We start from the raw sequence: 18,557 nt of genomic DNA, 5'->3' as shown, positions 1-18,557 counted from the left end.
CCGGCCACAACCACACAACTCCAAACACAAACCAAAAAGAACCAACCCAATGAAGGCTGAAAAAATAGAAATTATTGACGAAGCGATCAGCAGTGACGAGCAAGCCCAAATCACACATGCATTATCAAACGCAACATGGAGACTTGGCTGGCCTATAAGTTCAACTCCTTTTGCACGCCCCTGCTGGCACTTCTTCATCGCTGGCAGCAAGCGCTCTTCTTTCGAGTCATGCGAAAAAGAGCTAATAAATAATAATCAATGGGCTTTTTTAGCTGCCATCTGGCAGCGCTTAAAAGATAAGAAATTAAGAAACACCACTTTATTAGGCGTCTACGCAAATGGTCAAACATTTGGACAGGACAGCCCTATCCATAGAGATAACCGGGCGAGCAAGCCAGGAAAAACCGCAGTTCTGTTCTGTAATGAGTATTGGTCAACTTCCTGGGGAGGAGAGCTAATTCTTTTTAACGAAAGCAAAAATGACATCATCCACTCAGTACCGCCCAGACCTGGTCGAATCGTCATTTTTGATGGCCAAATTCCACACCGGGCAAGATCCCCCGCTATTGATTGCAGTCAATTACGAATCACCATCGCCTTCAAAACCATTAACAAGGAATGTTAAACCATGACCTCACGCATTGAATTATTCGTAGCCGTAGTGGATGGCGTTGCAAAGCCTGTCAATCAAACGGCAGGTGCCGCAGCAATTCATGGACAGTTCAACACCGACCAAAAAGGATTTTCCCTTGTCGTTCAAACAACACAAACAGCTTCTGCGATTGCCTCCGTCTTATCAGTCTCTCAACTGACCACTGGTGCCGTACCCTTTATAAATGTCGTTACCAATACTCTAGCCGGCAGCGTCACCTTCCTGAAAATTGTTGCTGAGTACAAATCAGACGCAACATTCAATACAGGAGACTTAGTCACCCTCACTGGAAACGCTGCAGGTGTCATTGCTTCGTTTGCCATTTTGGCGGGAGCTCCTTACGCCGGGGCTGCATTCACTGCTGTAGCAGTCGCCACTGCTTTAGCCGGCATTTATGATTCAAACTTGGCAAAAGCCATCCACGACAAGATAGCGCCGATCTTCCCTTATATTTATAATTATGACTCCACAGGCGGGCAAGATACGCCCTTCATTGCACCTGACCTGACACTCGCACCCGCAAATGTAATCATGCTCAATCACCAGAGTTTGATAGCCACGGTAAACTGGAACCCTGACACTTTAGAGGTAGCATTAGGCACAAGGATCCTAACACCTTTAGATGACACCACACTCATGGGCCCCTCCGGGGGATCAAGCAGTTCTGTGCCTAGCTTTAGGCCCACTATGTCTCCAGATGGCGCCTCCATTACAATGATCATCGAAAGTCTTAATGGTGTAACCTCTCCAGACCCGGCACCATCCTTAACAACGCCTATCGACGAAAAGCAAGATAGCTATGCGTGTTGTAACGGCGCGCAGCAGGATCAATACTTTTAAGCACAACCCCAATACCTAACCGACGACAACTGACTAAGGCTAAAATGCTCACCTGGCGTTCTTGGCTGAATCTAATGCAATCACTCTCTCACCGCGACCAAGTAAAATCTCTTTTACTTAGCGGATTACTTCTCCTTGCATTGGCTGCGGGCCTTTCATTCATGTTACAAGAAAACCCCACTCCCAACGAGGGACAATTGCTGCGACTTCCCGCCTCATTAATCTCGAAAGCCGAGACTTGGGAAAATGATGAGTTGCTTTATACTTATCGAATCAGGTACAGAACGCCAGACGGCCAGACCCACACTGCGCGTAGTTATGCAGAAAGAATTTATTATGAGGCATCCTATCTAAATTCCAACTCCGTCCTTTTCATCGACATCGAGAACACGACAAATGGACCGAGCATCAAGCGCGTGATCACCACAGCAGGCATGTTTCTATACGACCCTCTACTGGAAGCACGGGTGATCAATACCATAAATAGAGAAACCATAACCGCCATAACATGCTTCTTCATTATGGGTATTTTGTCTCTCTTAGGGGCCGGAGTGGTGAAGTACCGCACTTCAAAAAGCTGATCACCACTTCAGTCAAATCAGAGAAAATCTCATTCATTGAACCGGCCCTGCTCGAACACTAAAAGCAACGTGACACGATCACCTTCAGCGCGGCTCCATGTGGGCAATCATCAGCTGCACGCTCTCATTACCCCGAAACTCGTTCACATCCAGCTTGTACGCCAACTCCACCCAACGCACGGTCGGGTTCGGCCATACCTCGCGGTCGATGCCAAAGGCGATGCCATCCAGGCGCACCGAACCGCATTCGCTCTTGAGCACCACCTTCAGGTGGCGCTCGCCGACCACGCGCTGCTCCACCAGCTGGAACACGCCATGGAACAGCGGCTCGGGGAAGTGCTGGCCCCAGGGCCCGGCATGGCGCAGGGCCTTGGCCAGGTCGAGGTGGAACTCCTCCACGGCCAGGCTGCCGTCCGACAGCAGGCGGCCGGTCAGGTCTTCTTCGCGCAACTGGCGGCGCACTTCTTCGTCGAACGCTTCGGCGAACGCAGGGAAGTTGCCTTCGGGCAAGGACAAGCCGGCAGCCATGGCATGCCCGCCGAACTTGCTGATCAGCTGCGGATGGCGCGCCGCCACTGCATCCAGCGCATCGCGGATGTGGAAGCCCGGCACCGAGCGGGCCGAGCCTTTGAGCATGCCGTCACCGGCATCGGCGAAGGCGATGGTCGGGCGGTGGTAACGTTCCTTCAGGCGCGAGGCGAGAATACCGATCACGCCCTGGTGCCAGTCGGCGTCGAACAGGCACAGGCCATAGGGCATGGACTCGATCGGCAGGTCCTTGAGCTGGGCCAGGGCCTCGCGCTGCATGCCTTGTTCGATCGACTTGCGGTCCTGGTTCAGGTCATCGAGCTGCTGGGCCATGTCCTGAGCCAGGGTGGCGTCTTCGCACAGCAGGCATTCGATGCCCAGGCTCATGTCGTCCAGGCGCCCGGCGGCGTTCAGCCGTGGGCCGAGGATGAAGCCGAGGTCGGTGGAGGTGATGCGCCGATGGTCGCGGCGCGCCACCTCGAGAATCGCTTTGAGGCCAGGCCGCGCGCGGCCGGCACGAATGCGCTCGAGGCCCTGGTGCACCAGGATGCGGTTGTTGGCATCCAGCGGCACCACGTCGGCGACGCTGCCGAGGGCGACCAGGTCGAGCAGTTCGCCGATGTTCGGCTGTGGCTGCGCCTCATAGCGCCCCAGGCTGCGCAAGCGCGCGCGCAAGGCCATGAGCACATAGAAGATCACCCCTACGCCCGCCAGCGACTTGCTGGGGAACGTGCAGCCCGGCTGGTTCGGGTTGACGATGGCGTCGGCCTCGGGCAGTTGCGCGCCCGGCAGGTGGTGGTCGGTGACCAGCACCTTGAGCCCGGCTGCCTTGGCCGCCGCGACACCCTCGACACTGGAGATGCCGTTGTCGACGGTGATCAGCAATTGCGGCTGGCGCTGCAGCGCCACCTCGACGATTTCCGGGGTCAGGCCGTAGCCGTACTCGAAGCGGTTGGGCACCAGGTAATCGACATGGGCCGCGCCCAGCAGGCGCAGGCCCAGCACGCCAACGGTACTGGCGGTGGCGCCATCGGCATCGAAGTCGCCGACGATGAGGATGCGCTGGCGCTGGTCGAGGGCCTCGACCAGCAGGTCCACAGCGGCCTCGATGCCCTTGAGCTGCTGGTACGGCAGCAGCCGCGCCAGGCTCTTGTCCAGTTCGGCTTCGGACTGCACGCCGCGGGCGGCGTACAGGCGGGTCAGCAAGGGTGGCAGGTTACCCAGAAATGGCAGGGTCGGCGGCAGCGGGCGAGGTTCGATACGCATGGGGCTTGGGCTCAACCACGCTCGCCGAGCAGCCACTCGAGCTGCACTTCATGCTGGCCACGGTCGTCGGTGACGAACACCGTGCCTTCGCTGATCATCACGTCCCATTTGATCGACCGCGGCATGTCGGTTGCCAGGGTTTCCAGCACCTCTTGGGGCACTGCGGCGATATTCAGGTTTTTCAGGCCCTTGACCGCACTCAGTACCTTGGTCTCCCACACGCGCAGGCTACCGTAGGCCAGCAGGCTGGTACGCTCGGTGCGGCGCGAACACCAGGTCAGGCGGTCGGCGTCCGGTTGGCCAACTTCGATCCAGTGCAAAACACGGTCGTCCAAGCTCTTTTCCCACAAGGCCGGTTCATCGACATCCGACAAGCCGCGACCGAACGACAGATTCTCGTTGTACCAGAGCGCATAAGCCAACAGACGAACGGCCATCCGCTCTTCGGTTTCCGAAGGGTGACGAGCAATGGTCTGCTTGACGCTCTGGTAAACGTTGCGATCAAGATCGGTCAGATTCAGTTCGAACTTGTAGGTGGTGGACGGCTGGGCCATGGTCGACGGGCTTCTTGCGCAAAGAAAAGTCACACAGTCTAACCGATCCTGATCTTCGTTGCCCCGCGGCAGTATCTGCCGTTACCGACCTATGATAAAACCACGGCTCTGCCCAGTTGCCACGGATGCCCCATGTCTACGCCCAGCAAACCCCTCGCCGGCCTGAAAGTCATCGAACTCGGCACCCTGATCGCCGGCCCGTTCGCCTCGCGCATCTGCGCCGAATTCGGCGCAGAGGTGATCAAGGTCGAATCGCCCGACGGCGGCGACCCGCTGCGCAAATGGCGCAAGCTGTACGAGGGCACGTCGTTGTGGTGGTTCGTCCAGGCGCGCAACAAGCAGTCGCTGACGCTCAACCTCAAACACCCCGACGGCCGCGAAATCCTCAAGCGCCTGCTGGCCGAAGCGGACATCCTGATCGAGAACTTCCGCCCTGGCGTGCTGGAAAAGCTCGGCCTGGGCTGGGATGTGCTGCATGCGCTGAACCCACGCTTGGTGATGGTCCGCCTGTCGGGCTTCGGCCAGACCGGGCCGATGAAAGACCAGCCGGGCTTCGGTGCGGTTGGAGAGTCCATGGGCGGCCTGCGCTACATCACCGGTTTCGACGACCGCCCGCCGGTGCGCACCGGCATCTCCATCGGCGATTCGATCGCCGCATTGTGGGGTGTGATTGGCGCACTGATGGCGCTGCGTCACCGTGAAGTCAACGGCGGCCAGGGCCAGGTGGTGGACGTGGCGCTGTACGAAGCGATCTTCGCCATGATGGAAAGCATGGTGCCGGAGTTCGACGTGTTCGGTTTCATTCGCGAACGCACCGGCAACATCATGCCGGGCATCACCCCCTCCTCCATCCATACCACGGCCGACGGTAAGCACGTGCAGATCGGCGCCAACGGCGATGCGATCTTCAAGCGCTTTATGCAGGCCATCGGCCGCAACGACCTGGCCGACGACCCGTCGCTGGCCAGCAACGATGGCCGTGACGCGCGCCGTGACGAGTTGTACGGGGTGATCGACCGCTGGGCCAACAGCCTGCCGCTTGAGCAGGTCATGCGCGCACTCAACGACGCCGAGGTACCCGCGAGCAGAATCTATTCGGCCGAAGACATGTTCAACGACCCACAGTACTTGGCGCGAGAGATGATCCTGCAGGCCCGCCTCCCAGATGGAAAGCCGTTCAAAATGCCCGGCATCGTACCCAAACTGTCGGACACCCCCGGCTCTACCGAGTGGGTTGGCCCAGCCCTGGGCGAGCATACGGAGGCGCTGCTGACCAGGCTGGGTTATGACACGGCCGCCATCGCCAGGCTGCGCACAGCGGGCACGGTCTGAGATTGCCCCTGCCCATGCGCCTCCGGTCCTTGGTCTGCGGGCTGTTGCTCGTATTGGCCACGGCGCCGGTGCAGGCCAAGGAGCGCTTGCTGTGGCTGGTCCGTGACCTGCCGCCTTTCACCATCTTCGAGGGCGCGGAAAAAGGCCAGGGCGTGGTCGACCAGATGTTGCCACTGCTGATCGAGCAGATGCCCGAATACGACCACACCATCGTGCGGGTCAACCGCGCACGTGGTATCCAGATGCTGCAAGACCCGAAGAATTTTGCCTGCGACCCGACCCTGCTGTGGACTCCGGAGCGTGCCAGGTTCGTGCACTTCTCCGTGCCGACACTGGGCGTGATGAGTGGTGGCGTGGTGGTTCGCACGCAAGGCGAAGCGTTGCTGGCACCCTTTCTCGCTGACCAGCAGGTGGACCTGAAGGGTTTGCTGAGCAGCACGCAACTGAAGCTGGGTATCGTCGCCGAACGCAGTTACAGCACCCAGATCGACGACATCCTGCGCCAGTTGCCCGACACCGTTTTCAGCCGCCATTACGGCAACGACGCCACTGCCAGCCTGCTGCAGATGCAACAACTCGGGCGCCTGCAACTGGTGCTGGGCTACTGGCCGGAGATGCGATACCTGATTCAGCAACAAGGTGGCGCGCTGGATGAGTACCACTTTCACCCGATCCAGGGCGTGAACCGCTACCAGTTCCTCCACGTGGGTTGCTCGGACTCGCCGCTGGGGCGCGCGGCCGTTGCCCACATCGACCAGCTAGTGCCTGCGATACGCCAGGCCACGCTGCCGGCGCTATATGCCCGCTGGCTGGACCCTGAATTGCGCGCTGACTACCTGGAACAGAGCAAGCGGTTTTTCGAGAACCACTAGAAAAAAAGAAACCCCGGTACGCTGGGGAAGACGCCCGGGGCCAAGCGAAAGTCCTTGCGGGCTTCCCGTGACAACCCACCTGCACCGGAGCGGTGCGCAGGTGAATTGCCCTACTGCGTCTGATAAGCCAATCAGGCAAAGGTTCCCCGAGGCTGCTGGCGCTGTTGCAATGCTGCGATCACACAGGGCTGCAAGCGCCCCTCGACGATCTGCAGGTCGCGGTGCAGGCCGTCCACCAGGTCGATCAGAAGGCTCTGTTCCTGCAACTGGCGCAAACTGACAGTGCGGCGCAACGCCGTGCTGCCGAGGCTGTCATACACGATCAATTGGCGGTTGCCGCTGGCATCGGCGGCGTCGAGGTGGGCCTGGTAAGGGGCCAGGGCGTCGTTGAGCAGTCTGCAGATTCTTTCCATCCGGATCACTCGCGCAGGTAGTGGGACATACAGCAACTGACCAACAAGCGCAGCGGAAAGTTCGCCCGGCTGCGGCTGGCTCAGTGAGCATGCGTGGGCGATGTGACAGTTTGAATATGCCGCAAGGCCTGTTGCCAGCGCTGCATAGGCAATGGCCAAGGCAGCTCGGCGAGCACCCACAGGCCGTGCTGGCGTGCTGCACTGGCCAGGTCCCTCTGGCCGGTATCTACCTGACCTACAAACAGTACAGCGCGCGGAGGCTCGCAACTGACCTGCTCGAGCACGGCTAGGCCATCGTTACCCGCATGATCGAGAATCAGCAGGTCGGCACCGCGATCACGTACCAGGCAGGCCTTGAGGTCGTTCAGGTCCTCGGTTACGCGCACGTCGAATAAACCCAGGGCATTGCAGGCCTGGTGCAGGAGGATCTGGTGGGAAGGCCGTGCCTGGTGTATCAACACGTAAGGCTGACGCATGAGCCGCTCCTTTGGGAAGGGATCAGCAACTCTATGTAACGCAAAGCCTGTTCTGAACAGGAAAATTCTGGACGGAGCGTAGGAAAACGCTACAAAAGAAGGGCCGCTGCGCGGCCCATCGCCGGCAAGCCGGCTCCCAAAAGTACAACCACTGCCTTCACAGCCTGTGGTGTACCTGTGGGAGCCGGCTTGCCGGCGATGGGCCGCACAGCGGCCCCTTCTCTAGCACTTAAAGCGGTTTGCCGCGGTTACCATGCTGGCTGACGAAGGCCTGGACAGCCTTCAGGTCATTGGCCAGAACGGTGCAACGCTCTTCACGGCTGAACAGGTCGGTCAGGTGCGCAGGCAGTTCCAGCGCCTTGCCAACACCGGCCTTCTCCACCGCTTCCGGGAACTTGACCGGGTGTGCGGTGCCCAGCACCACCATCGGCGTGTCCAGGCTGCGGCGGCACTCACGGGCGGCCTTGACGCCGATCGCAGTGTGCGGGTCGAGCACTTCGCCGGTGCTGGCAAACACTTCGGCGATGGTCTCGCAGGTTTGCTCATCGCTCACGGCCAGCGAATCGAACAGCTTGCGGGCTTCGGTCCAGCGGTCTTGCTCGACGCTGAAGCCGCCACCCTGCTTGAAGTTGGCCATCAGTTCGCCGATGGCGGCGCCGTTGCGGCCATGCAGGTCGAACAGCAGGCGCTCGAAGTTGGACGAGACCATGATGTCCATCGACGGCGACAGGGTCGCGTGCAGGGTTTCCTTGACGTACTGGTTGCCGCTCATGAAGCGGTGCAGGATGTCGTTGCGGTTGGTTGCCACCACCAGCTGGCTGATCGGCAGACCCATGTTGCGCGCCAGGTAACCGGCGAAGATGTCGCCGAAGTTGCCGGTCGGCACCGAGAACGCCACCGAACGGGCCGGGCCGCCCAGCTGCAGGGCAGCATGGAAGTAGTAGACGATCTGGGCCATGATCCGCGCCCAGTTGATCGAGTTGACCGCCACCAGGCGCGTGCCCTTGAGGAACGACTGGTCGGCGAAGCTGGCCTTGACCATTTCCTGGCAGTCGTCGAAGTTGCCTTCGATGGCGATGTTGTGGATGTTGTCACCGAAGATGGTGGTCATCTGCCGACGCTGCACTTCCGACACGCGCTGGTGCGGGTGCAGGATGAAGATGTCGACGTTGTCGCAACGGCGGCAGCCTTCGATGGCGGCGGAACCGGTGTCACCACTGGTGGCGCCGATGATCACCACGCGCTCGCCGCGCTTGGCCAGCACGTGGTCGAGCAGGCGGCCGAGCAGTTGCAGGGCGAAGTCCTTGAAGGCCAGGGTCGGGCCGTGGAACAGCTCCATGACCCACTCGTTGCTGTTCAGCTGACGCAGCGGTGCGACCGCGGCGTGGGCGAACTCGCCGTAGGTTTCCTCGAGGATCTTCTTGAAGTCGGCATCGGCAATGCTGCCGGTGACGAACGGGCGCATCACCCGGAAGGCCAGCTCGTGGTACGGCAGGCCGGCCCACGAGGCGATCTCTTCCTGGGTGAAGCGGGGCAGGTTCTCGGGTACGTACAGGCCGCCATCGCTGGCAAGGCCGGCCAAGAGGACGTCTTCGAAATTCAGGGCCGGTGCCTGGCCGCGGGTGCTGATATAACGCATGGCTACAAACCTTCGATACTGGGCCCGGGCCGCCGTCGCGGCCCGTGGGGGAATTTAGTTGAGCTGTTCGACGCGGATGCGAACAACCTTGCCGACCACGTCTTGCAAGGCTTCCAGTGCGACGATGGCGTCGTTGATGCGCTGCTCGACCACACCGTGGGTCAGCAGGATCATCGGCACCAGGCCGTCCTGTTCTTCTGCTTCCTTCTGCATGATCGACTCGATGTTGATGCCACGCTCCGACAGGATGCTCGCCACCTGGGCCAGTACGCCCGGATGGTCCTTGGCCTGGATGCGCAGGTAGTAGGCGCTTTCGCAGGCTTCGATCGGCAGGATCGGGTGAGCCGACAGCGAGTCCGGCTGGAAGGCCAGGTGCGGCACGCGGTTTTCCGGGTCGGAAGTCATGGCGCGGACCACGTCTACCAAGTCGGCGACCACCGAGGAAGCGGTCGGCTCCATGCCGGCGCCGGCGCCGTAGTACAGGGTGGAGCCGGCCGCGTCACCGTTGACCATCACCGCGTTCATCACGCCATTGACGTTGGCGATCAGGCGGTCGGCCGGGATCAGCGTCGGGTGCACGCGCAGTTCGATACCGGCATCGGTGCTGCGGGCCACGCCCAGGTGCTTGATGCGGTAGCCCAGGGCTTCGGCGTAGTTCACGTCAGCGGTGGTCAGCTGGGTGATGCCCTCGGTGTAGGCCTTGTCGAACTGCAACGGGATGCCGAAGGCAATGGAGGCGAGGATGGTCAGCTTGTGCGCGGCATCGATGCCTTCGACGTCGAAGGTCGGGTCGGCTTCGGCATAACCCAGGGCCTGGGCTTCGGCCAGTACGTCGGGGAAGGCACGGCCTTTTTCGCGCATTTCGGTGAGGATGAAGTTGCCGGTGCCATTGATGATGCCGGCCAGCCAGTTGATGCGGTTGGCCGACAGGCCTTCGCGAATCGCCTTGATCACCGGAATGCCACCGGCCACCGCGGCCTCGAAGGCGACGATGACGCCCTTCTCGCGGGCCTTGGCGAAGATTTCGTTGCCGTGCACGGCGATCAGCGCCTTGTTGGCGGTAACCACGTGCTTGCCGTTCTCGATGGCTTTGAGCACCAGGTCACGGGCCACGGTATAGCCACCGATCAGCTCGATGACGATGTCGATCTCCGGGTTGCTCGCAACGTCGAACACATCAGCGGTAATGGGGGTACCGGTAATCTGGCAGTTCGGGTTGGGCGAGCGCATGGCGATCTGTGCCACTTCAATACCGCGCCCGGCACGGCGGGCAATCTCCTCGGCGTTGCGCTGAAGTACATTGAAGGTACCGCCACCGACGGTCCCCAACCCACAGATGCCTACTTTGACCGGTTTCACTGTGAACTCCCCATTGAACGGCCGGCACCTGCGCCGACCGTGAAACATGCCGTCACCCCATGACGACGGCGTACTGAATGATTACTTGGCGGCCTGCTGCTGGCCGGCCAGGGCCAGTTTGGCTACCTGTGGCGCCGGCTGGTAACCCGGGATCACCTGGCCGTTCTCCAGCACGATCGCCGGGGTGCCATTGACCCCGATCGACTGGCCGAGCTGGAACTGCTTGCCCACCGGGTTGGCACACTTGGCGGCCTTGATTTCCTTGCCGTCGATCATCTTGTCCAGCGCCGCGCGGCGGTCGCTGGAGCACCACACGGCCTGCAATTGCTCATCGCCCGGCGAACCCAGGCCCTGGCGCGGGAAGGCGACATAGCGCACTTCGATACCGCGACGGTTGAGCTCCGGCACTTCGGCGTGCAGCTTGTGACAGTACGGGCAAGTGGTGTCGGTAAAGACGGTGATGTGCGACTTGGTCTCGCCCTTGGCAGGATAAACCACCATCTCGGCGGCTGGAATGCCGTTGATGAGCTTGGCGATGCCCAGGCGTTCGGTCTTCTCGGTCAGGTTCACCGGCTTGCCGTCCTGGATCTGGAACAAGTAACCCTGCATGACGAACTGGCCGTCGCCGCTGGCGTACAGCACACGGCCGCCCTGCAGTTTGACTTCGTAAAGGCCGCTGACCGGGCTGCTGGCCACGCTTTCGACGGGCACTTCCAGCTCGAGGTTCTGCAGCGACTTGCGGATGGCCTGCTCGGCAACGGCATTGCTCTCGGTCGCCGCGGCAACGGCGAAAGTACTGGCCAGCGCCAACGCGGCGGCGGCGAAGATCTGGGTCACGCGCATGGGGAACTCCTGAAGGCGGACAGGGGCCGGAGGGCGTCACCTGCGCAAAAAACGCGGCGACCGTGCGGCCCTTGGTGCAAACCGCCCAAGCCTACCACATCGCACCGCCAATGAAGGGGTCTGCAGGTACCGGCGGGCGGAACATGAAAATCATTCATCCACGCGGGTGATGCTGGGCGTGCAATTGCTGCAAGCGGGCCTTGGCCACATGGGTGTAGATCTGGGTGGTCGACAGGTCACTGTGGCCCAACAGCATCTGCACCACCCGCAGGTCGGCGCCATGGTTGAGCAGATGGGTGGCGAAAGCGTGACGCAGGGTATGCGGCGACAGAGGTTTGTCGATGCCGGCGACACGGGCGTGATGCTTGATGCGGTGCCAGAAGGTCTGGCGGGTCATCTGCTCGCCGCGCAAGCTGGGGAACAGCACATCGCTTGGCCGCCCGTTGAGCAACTCTGCGCGGCCATCGCGCAGGTAGCGCTCCAGCCACAGCACTGCTTCCTCGCCCATGGGCACCAGCCGTTCCTTGCTGCCCTTGCCCATCACTCTGAGCACGCCCTGGCGCAGGTTGACCTGGTCGAGGGTCAGGCTGACCAGTTCGGTCACCCGTAAGCCGCAGGCGTAGAGCACTTCGAGCATGGCTCGGTCGCGCTGGCCGATCGCTTCGCCAAGGTCCGGCGCCTGCAGCAACGCTTCGACGTCGGCTTCCGACAATGACTTCGGCAAAGGCCGGCCCAATTGCGGCATTTCCACCTGCAAGGTCGGGTCGACGGCTACCAGCTTTTCCCGCAGCAAGTAACGAAAGAAGCCACGCAGGCCGGAGAGAAAGCGCGCCGTGGACCGCGGCTTGTAACCCTGGTCGAGGCGCCAGGCCAGGTGATCGAGGATCAACTCGCGCCCCGCATCAGGCAGGCTGACGGCATGCTCCTGCAACCAGCCGTTGAACAGCGCCAGATCGCTGCGATAGGAAACGCGGGTATTGTCGGACAGGCCTTTTTCCAGCCACAGGGCATCGAGGAACTGGTCGATCAGGGGGTGGTCGAGGGCAGGCATGAAAACTCGGTGGCAAACGACGAAATGGCGCTTAGTCTTTCATAACCACGCCGGCATAGGGAGCCCGCATGAACGAACAGCAGATCCTTCTCAGCGTCGGCGGTATCGGCGCTGCCGCCCTGGCCTGCCAATGGCTGGCCTGGCGCTTGAAATTACCCGCCATTCTGTTTCTCCTGCTGGCCGGCATCCTCGCCGGCCCGATCCTTGGCTGGCTCGACCCGCAAGCGCTGTTCGGCCCATTGCTGATGCCGCTGGTGTCGCTGGCAGTGGCGCTGATCCTGTTCGAGGGCAGCCTGACCCTGCACCTGTCGCAGTGGCGCGACATCGGCAGCGTGGTGCACCGGCTGGTTACCGTGGGCGCGCTGTCGACCTGGCTGGTGATCGCGCTGGCCACCCACTGGCTGCTGGGCTTCGACTGGCCCTTGGCGATCCTGTTCGGCACCCTGACCCTGGTCACCGGCCCCACCGTGATCGTGCCGATGCTGCGGGTGGTACGGCCCAAGGCAGCCATCGCCAATATCCTGCGCTGGGAAGGCATCATGATCGACCCGATCGGAGCCCTGCTGGCCGTGGTGGTGTACAGCTTCATCATCGCCAGTGGCGCGGGCGACGGCCTGACCCAGAGCCTGGTGACCTTCGCCGGGGTGATCTTCTGCGGCAGCGCCCTGGGTGCGGCAGGCGGCTGGCTGCTCGGGCAGATCATGCGCGAACAGTGGCTGCCGGAATACCTGCACAACCTGGCCTCGCTGGCCGCGGTACTGGGCATTTTCATCGCCGCCAACCAGATCGTCCACGAGTCCGGGCTGCTGGCCGTCACGGTGATGGGCATGTGGCTGGCCAACATGCGCGGGGTCGATGTGCGGCAGATCCTGCACTTCAAGGAAAACCTCAGCGTATTGCTGATTTCCGGCCTGTTCATCCTGCTCGCCGCGCGCCTCGACCTGCACGCCATGATCGGCCTGGGGCCGGCTGTGCTGGCACTGCTGCTGGTGATCCAGTTGCTGGCGCGGCCGCTCAATGTGGCGCTGTCGACCTTGGGCTCATCGCTGAACTGGCGCGAACGCGCCCTGCTCGCCTGGGTCGCGCCACGCGGCATCGTCGCCGCGGCGGTGTCGGCGATCTTCGCCATCCGCCTGCATGAAGCCGGCCACCAGGGCGCCCTGCTGCTGGTGCCGCTGACCTTCGCCGTGATCATCGGCACCGTGGTCATACAAAGCGCCACGGCACGCCCCCTGGCACGCCTGCTCAAGGTTGCAGAGCCGGCGCCCAGCGGCTTTCTCATCGTCGGCGCCAACGAGCCGGCCCGGGCCATTGCCAAGGCCTTGCAGCAATTGGGCTGTCGCGTGCTGCTGACCGATTCGAGCTGGGAAAACATTCGCGCAGCGCGCATGGACGGGCTGCCCACCTATTTTGGCAACCCGGCCTCGCAGCATGCCGATGCGCACCTGGACCTGGTCGGCCTGGGCCATCTGCTGGGGTTGTCGCCTGCGGGCGAGATCAATGCCCTGGCCTGCGCCCGCTTTCGCCATGATTTTGGCCATGACCGCCTGTTCGTGCTGGCCAGCGGCCTGGAGAAGCAGCGCAGCGACAAGCACCGGGCCGCCGAAGAGCACCGCGGGCATCTGCTCGGCGCAAGCCCGATGACCTATCTGCAACTGGCAAACCGCCTGCACGAAGGCGCGGAGTTCTACAGCACCACGCTTACCGAAGGCTTCGACTGGGAGGATTACCGAGCCCTGCATGGCGAACGGGCGCACCTGCTGTTTGCCCGTGACGAACACGGTTGGGTGCATGTCGCCAGCCCTGACGAACCGCTGCAACCTCAAGCTGGCTGGACGCTGGTGGCGTTGGTGGAACCTGCAGTAGCGGAGTTGAATCAGGCCTGAGGCAGCACGGGTACCGGGCGCTTGTCCTCGTCGATGGCAACGAAGCTGAACACGCCATGGATGGCCCGCTCGCGGCCGTCCAGGTACATGTTCTCGACGAACACGTCGACCTGCACCTGCAGGCTGGTGTTGCCGACCTTGATCACCGTACCGACCAGTTCGACGATGGAACCCGCTGGAATAGGGTGCTTGAAGTCGATACGGTCGGTGGATACGGTCACCAGTGGCAGGCGGCAGAAACGCGTGGCGGCGATGAACGACACTTCGTCCATCCACGCCAGCGCGGTGCCGCCGAACAGGGTGTTGTGGTGGTTGGTGGTATTGGGGAAAACGGCTTTGGTCACGCGGGTCACCGACAGTTCGGTGCGGCGCTGGATTTCCTGGTCTCTGGCAGTCATGTCTGGTACATCGCAGGGGATTCAAAAAGCAAAAAAGCAGCCCGAAGGCTGCTTTTTTCTCGCTAGGCGGCCTGAGCCACCGGGCAAACTGTACTCAGGACAGTTTTTCCTTGATGCGAGCGGCTTTGCCGGACAGGTCGCGCAGGTAGTACAGCTTGGCTTTACGCACGTCACCACGACGTTTCACGGCCAGGCTGTCGATCTGCGGGCTGTAGGTCTGGAAGGTACGCTCTACGCCAACGCCGCTGGAGATCTTGCGCACGGTGAAGGCGCTGTTCAGACCGCGGTTACGCTTGGCGATGACGACGCCTTCGAACGCCTGCAGACGGGAACGCTCACCTTCCTTCACTTTAACCTGGACGACAACGGTGTCGCCTGGTGCGAAGGTCGGGATTTCCTTGCTCATCTGCTCGGCTTCGAGCTGCTGGATGATCTTGTTGGTCATGCTGTGCTCCTAAGATGGATACGTGATCCACCATCGATACGTTTAACTATCGTCCCGCTCGCGGAGGTATTCCTCGAGCAGCTTCTTCTCTTCTCCAGAAAGCGAGCGACTTTCCAGAAGATCGGCGCGTCGTTCGAAGGTCCTACCAAGGGACTGCTTCATCCTCCAACGCCGGATGTGTGCATGGTTGCCACTTAGCAACACGTCGGGAACGCGCTGATCCGCATACACCTCGGGTCGGGTGTAGTGCGGGCAATCGAGCAGACCGTCGGTGAAGGAATCTTCTTCCGCCGAGTCCACATGCCCTAAAGCTCCGGGCAGCAGCCGCGTAACCGCATCGATCAGTACCATGGCCGGCAGCTCGCCACCGGAAAGCACATAGTCGCCAATCGACCACTCCTCATCGACATGAGCCTCGATAAAGCGCTCGTCGATGCCTTCATAACGACCGGCGATCAGGATCAACGATTCCTGCTCTGCCAGGCCTTTGACCGCCTGCTGAGTCAGCTTGCGGCCTTGCGGCGAAAGGTAGATCACCTTTGCCGATGCTCCGGTCGCTTGCCTGGCGCTAACCAGGGCGTCTTCCAGAGGCTTGATTTTCATCACCATGCCCGGACCACCGCCAAACGGCCGATCATCCACCGTATGGTGACGATCTGTGGTGTAGTCCCGCGGGTTCCAGCAAGTCACCTGAAGCAACCCCTGTTTCACCGCGCGGCTGGTAATGCCGTACTCAGTGATGGCCGAGAACATCTCGGGGAACAACGTGATGACGTCTACGCGAAGGTTACCCATCGTTTAGAAGTCCGCGTCCCATTCAACCCGCATTACGCCTGCTTCCAGGTCGACGTTGAGCACGCATTGCGCCGTATAGGGCAACAGACGCTCGCGATCATCCAGGCTGCCTGCACACGGCTTGACCACCATTACATCGTTCGCACCGGTCTCCAACAGGTGATCGACCTTGCCGAACAGTAGTTCGTCCTGGTTGATGACCTTCAGGCCCTGCAGCTGGTACCAGTAGTACTCGTCTGCGGCCAGGTTGGGCAAAAGGCTCCGCGCAATGCAGATTTCGAAGCCGCTCAGAAGACGCGCTTCATCACGATCATCGAGGCCTTTCAGTTTCACGACCAGGCCCTTCTGGGAGCCACGACCGCTGACCAGCTCGACCTGCTTTACCTTGCCTTCGTGCCGAAGCGTCCAGCGCGGATAATCCAACAGGTTTTCAATCGGATCGGTAAAGGAATACACCTTCACCTCGCCGCGAACGCCGTGAACCGAAAAAATCTTGCCAACGACGATCAGGTCGTCAGCCTTTTCTGGCGTCGCGTTCATACTGCTCAGGCAGCAGCCTTGGCAGCGTCCTTCAGCAGCTGAGCAACGCGCTCAGACGGCTGTGCACCCTGGCTCAGCCAGTAGTTGACGCGCTCTTGGTTGACCGACAGCTTGACTTCGGCGCCAGCAGCGATCGGGTTGAAGAAACCTACGCGCTCAACGAAACGGCCGTCACGGGCGTTACGCGAGTTGGTCACGGTCAGGTGGTAGAATGGGCGCTTTTTCGAGCCGCCACGGGCCAGACGAATGGTTACCATGTGAACATCGTTCCTATAGTCGGTGCTGCAGTTGGTACTGCAAATCTGAATGCCAAATAGGCACACGGGTGCCCAAAAGGCCGCATATTCTCGGGGAATACACGGACATTTGCAAATGACTTTTTCGGCAAGGCCACGCCCTGCCGTCCAGATTTGCCGGTTGCGCCGCGAATTCGCGGCCGTTGCCCCGCTCAAGCGGGGGTTCTGAGGGGGCGCACGATGACGAACGGCCCCTCGGAATAGGGTTACAGCTTCGGCATGCCGCCGCCCGGCAGCATCCCGCCCAGGCCGCGCATCATCTTGGCCATGCCGCCCTTGGCAGAGAATTTCTTCATCATCTTCTGCATCTGCTTGTGCTGCTTGATCAGCCGGCCGATATCCTGCACCTGGGTACCGGAGCCTAGGGCGATACGGCGCTTGCGCGAACCGCTGATCAGGTCAGGGTCACGGCGCTCGGCCGGGGTCATCGAGTTGATGATCGCTTCCATCTGCTTGAACTGCTTCTCGGCCGCGCCCTGGGCGTTGCCCATCTGCGACAGGTTGACGCCGCCGATGCTCGGCAGCTTGTCCATCAGCCCGCCCAGGCCGCCCATGTTCTTCATCTGCTGCAGTTGGTCGCGGAAGTCTTCGAGATCGAAGCCCTTGCCCTTCTTCAGCTTTTTGGCCAGCTTGTCGGCCTTGGCCTTGTCGATGGTCTGCTCGGCCTGCTCGATCAGGCTGAGCACATCGCCCATGCCGAGGATGCGCGAAGCGACACGGTCCGGGTGGAAGGGCTCGAGGGCCTCGGTCTTCTCACCCATACCGATGAACTTGATCGGCTTGCCGGTGATGGCACGTACCGACAGCGCGGCACCGCCACGGGCGTCACCGTCGACCTTGGTCAGCACCACGCCGGTCAGCGGCAGGGCTTCGCCAAAGGCCTTGGCGGTATTGGCGGCGTCCTGGCCGGTCATGGCGTCGACCACGAACAAGGTCTCGATCGGCTTGACCGCGGCATGCAGCGCCTTGATCTCATCCATCATGTCGGCGTCGATATGCAGACGGCCGGCGGTGTCGACGATGACCACGTCGATGAACTTGAGCTTGGCCTCGCGGATCGCCGCTTCGGCGATGGCCACCGGCTTCTGGCTGATGTCGGACGGGAAGAAGGTAACGCCGATGTCGTTGGCCAGGGTTTCCAACTGCTTGATCGCCGCCGGGCGGTAAACGTCGGCCGAGACCACCATCACGCTCTTTTTCTTGCGCTCCTTGAGGAAGCGCGCAAGCTTGCCGGCGGTGGTGGTCTTACCAGCGCCCTGCAGGCCGGCCATCAGTACCACGGCAGGTGGTGCAGCATTGAGTGCGAGGTCTTCGTTGGCCGCGCCCATCAGGCTTTCCAGTTCGGCCTGGACGATCTTCACGAAGGCCTGGCCTGGGGTCAGGCTGCGCGACACTTCGGTGCCGACTGCACGTTCCTTGACGCTGTTGACGAAATCCTTGACCACCGGCAGGGCAACGTCGGCCTCGAGCAGGGCCATGCGCACTTCGCGCAACGTGTCCTTGATATTGTCTTCGGTCAGCTTGGCCTTGCCGGTGACATGGCGCAGCGTCTGTGACAGGCGGTCGGTCAGGTTTTCGAACATGGTGATCCTTTCAGGCCCAGTAAAAGCCGAGGTTTGTCAGGTGCCCAGGTGAAAATGCACACGCGCCGGGCACAGCAAGGCGGCGATTATAGCGAAGAGCGGCGGCGGCGCACACCTACGCGCTGATCGGCCTGGATGACTGGTGCCCCCTATTCGTCGGCAAGCCGGCTCCAACAGGCCTTTCGCCGCACTTGAGCGCTGCGCTGTA

20 protein-coding genes are annotated in these 18,557 nt (G+C 61.3%); 6 read left to right on the top strand and 14 right to left on the bottom strand.

Features of this window, described 5'->3' with window-relative positions; translation table 11 throughout:
* The first annotated feature begins 49 nt into the window (after nucleotides 1-49).
* The 3 genes from KU43P_RS05535 to KU43P_RS05525 are packed head-to-tail and all read left to right on the top strand — an operon-like array spanning nucleotide 50 to nucleotide 2,073.
* The gene (locus KU43P_RS05535) at nucleotides 50-625 is read left to right on the top strand and encodes a 2OG-Fe(II) oxygenase (RefSeq protein WP_317661410.1); all 576 of its coding nucleotides are present in this window, start codon (nucleotides 50-52) and stop codon (nucleotides 623-625) included.
* A 3-nt stretch (nucleotides 626-628) separates the two neighbouring features.
* Nucleotides 629-1,492, top strand: coding sequence for a hypothetical protein (locus KU43P_RS05530; protein ID WP_317661409.1), 864 nt, complete (start codon nucleotides 629-631; stop codon nucleotides 1,490-1,492).
* A 44-nt stretch (nucleotides 1,493-1,536) separates the two neighbouring features.
* Complete coding sequence (locus KU43P_RS05525; RefSeq protein ID WP_317661408.1) at nucleotides 1,537-2,073, top strand: hypothetical protein; 537 nt, start codon at nucleotides 1,537-1,539, stop codon at nucleotides 2,071-2,073.
* Between the two features lie 84 nt (nucleotides 2,074-2,157).
* Here the strand turns inward: KU43P_RS05525 and recJ are convergent, their stop codons facing one another.
* Nucleotides 2,158-3,867, bottom strand: coding sequence for a single-stranded-DNA-specific exonuclease RecJ (gene recJ, locus KU43P_RS05520; RefSeq protein ID WP_317661407.1), 1,710 nt, complete (start codon nucleotides 3,865-3,867; stop codon nucleotides 2,158-2,160).
* An 11-nt stretch (nucleotides 3,868-3,878) separates the two neighbouring features.
* Nucleotides 3,879-4,421 carry a YaeQ family protein gene (locus tag KU43P_RS05515; RefSeq protein WP_317661406.1) on the bottom strand — a complete coding sequence of 181 codons (543 nt, stop codon included), beginning with the start codon at nucleotides 4,419-4,421 and terminating at the stop codon, nucleotides 3,879-3,881.
* Between the two features lie 132 nt (nucleotides 4,422-4,553).
* Here KU43P_RS05515 and KU43P_RS05510 point away from each other — a divergent pair, with 132 nt between their 5' ends.
* Nucleotides 4,554-5,753, top strand: a complete 1,200-nt coding sequence (locus KU43P_RS05510; RefSeq protein ID WP_317661405.1) for a CaiB/BaiF CoA transferase family protein — start codon at nucleotides 4,554-4,556, stop codon at nucleotides 5,751-5,753.
* Between the two features lie 14 nt (nucleotides 5,754-5,767).
* Entirely contained in the window at nucleotides 5,768-6,625 is an 858-nt protein-coding gene (locus KU43P_RS05505) for a TIGR02285 family protein (protein ID WP_317661404.1), read from the top strand.
* A 131-nt stretch (nucleotides 6,626-6,756) separates the two neighbouring features.
* Here the strand turns inward: KU43P_RS05505 and KU43P_RS05500 are convergent, their stop codons facing one another.
* The 6 genes from KU43P_RS05500 to xerD form a co-directional block, all read right to left on the bottom strand.
* Complete coding sequence (locus KU43P_RS05500) at nucleotides 6,757-7,038, bottom strand: DUF3509 domain-containing protein (protein ID WP_317661403.1); 282 nt, start codon at nucleotides 7,036-7,038, stop codon at nucleotides 6,757-6,759.
* Nucleotides 7,039-7,118: 80 nt separating this feature from the next.
* Complete coding sequence (locus KU43P_RS05495; protein WP_317661402.1) at nucleotides 7,119-7,514, bottom strand: histidine kinase; 396 nt, start codon at nucleotides 7,512-7,514, stop codon at nucleotides 7,119-7,121.
* 229 nt (nucleotides 7,515-7,743) lie between these two features.
* Nucleotides 7,744-9,153, bottom strand: a complete 1,410-nt coding sequence (thrC, locus tag KU43P_RS05490; protein ID WP_317661401.1) for a threonine synthase — start codon at nucleotides 9,151-9,153, stop codon at nucleotides 7,744-7,746.
* Between the two features lie 54 nt (nucleotides 9,154-9,207).
* On the bottom strand, nucleotides 9,208-10,512 hold the full coding sequence (locus KU43P_RS05485) for a homoserine dehydrogenase (protein WP_317661400.1): 1,305 nt from the start codon (nucleotides 10,510-10,512) through the stop codon (nucleotides 9,208-9,210).
* Nucleotides 10,513-10,593: 81 nt separating this feature from the next.
* On the bottom strand, nucleotides 10,594-11,355 hold the full coding sequence (locus KU43P_RS05480; protein WP_317661399.1) for a thioredoxin fold domain-containing protein: 762 nt from the start codon (nucleotides 11,353-11,355) through the stop codon (nucleotides 10,594-10,596).
* A 154-nt stretch (nucleotides 11,356-11,509) separates the two neighbouring features.
* Nucleotides 11,510-12,406, bottom strand: coding sequence for a site-specific tyrosine recombinase XerD (gene xerD, locus KU43P_RS05475; RefSeq protein ID WP_317661398.1), 897 nt, complete (start codon nucleotides 12,404-12,406; stop codon nucleotides 11,510-11,512).
* Between the two features lie 68 nt (nucleotides 12,407-12,474).
* Here xerD and KU43P_RS05470 point away from each other — a divergent pair, with 68 nt between their 5' ends.
* A complete protein-coding gene (locus KU43P_RS05470) occupies nucleotides 12,475-14,292 on the top strand; it encodes a cation:proton antiporter (protein WP_317661397.1) in 1,818 nt (605 codons plus the stop codon).
* Here the strand turns inward: KU43P_RS05470 and KU43P_RS05465 are convergent.
* The 6 genes from KU43P_RS05465 to ffh all read right to left on the bottom strand — a co-directional run bounded on the left by KU43P_RS05465 (nucleotide 14,283) and on the right by ffh (nucleotide 18,349).
* Nucleotides 14,283-14,690: an acyl-CoA thioesterase gene (locus KU43P_RS05465; RefSeq protein ID WP_008094490.1), complete on the bottom strand. Its 408-nt coding sequence runs from the start codon at nucleotides 14,688-14,690 to the stop codon at nucleotides 14,283-14,285. The two genes, KU43P_RS05470 and KU43P_RS05465, sit on opposite strands and share 10 nt — an antisense overlap.
* Before the next feature lie 94 nt (nucleotides 14,691-14,784).
* Nucleotides 14,785-15,135, bottom strand: coding sequence for a 50S ribosomal protein L19 (gene rplS / locus KU43P_RS05460; RefSeq protein ID WP_003252148.1), 351 nt, complete (start codon nucleotides 15,133-15,135; stop codon nucleotides 14,785-14,787).
* A 42-nt stretch (nucleotides 15,136-15,177) separates the two neighbouring features.
* On the bottom strand, nucleotides 15,178-15,930 hold the full coding sequence (trmD, locus tag KU43P_RS05455) for a tRNA (guanosine(37)-N1)-methyltransferase TrmD (RefSeq protein ID WP_008094486.1): 753 nt from the start codon (nucleotides 15,928-15,930) through the stop codon (nucleotides 15,178-15,180).
* A 3-nt stretch (nucleotides 15,931-15,933) separates the two neighbouring features.
* On the bottom strand, nucleotides 15,934-16,470 hold the full coding sequence (gene rimM / locus KU43P_RS05450; protein ID WP_317661396.1) for a ribosome maturation factor RimM: 537 nt from the start codon (nucleotides 16,468-16,470) through the stop codon (nucleotides 15,934-15,936).
* A gap of 5 nt (nucleotides 16,471-16,475) precedes the next feature.
* Complete coding sequence (gene rpsP, locus KU43P_RS05445; RefSeq protein ID WP_003259424.1) at nucleotides 16,476-16,727, bottom strand: 30S ribosomal protein S16; 252 nt, start codon at nucleotides 16,725-16,727, stop codon at nucleotides 16,476-16,478.
* Between the two features lie 245 nt (nucleotides 16,728-16,972).
* Nucleotides 16,973-18,349, bottom strand: a complete 1,377-nt coding sequence (ffh, locus tag KU43P_RS05440; protein WP_012270758.1) for a signal recognition particle protein — start codon at nucleotides 18,347-18,349, stop codon at nucleotides 16,973-16,975.
* Between the last annotated feature and the right edge of the window lie 208 nt (nucleotides 18,350-18,557).

It is taken from the genome of Pseudomonas sp. KU43P, from assembly GCF_033095865.1.
Classification (GTDB): Bacteria; Pseudomonadota; Gammaproteobacteria; order Pseudomonadales; family Pseudomonadaceae; genus Aquipseudomonas.
This window is presented reverse-complemented; position numbering and strand designations above follow the sequence as displayed.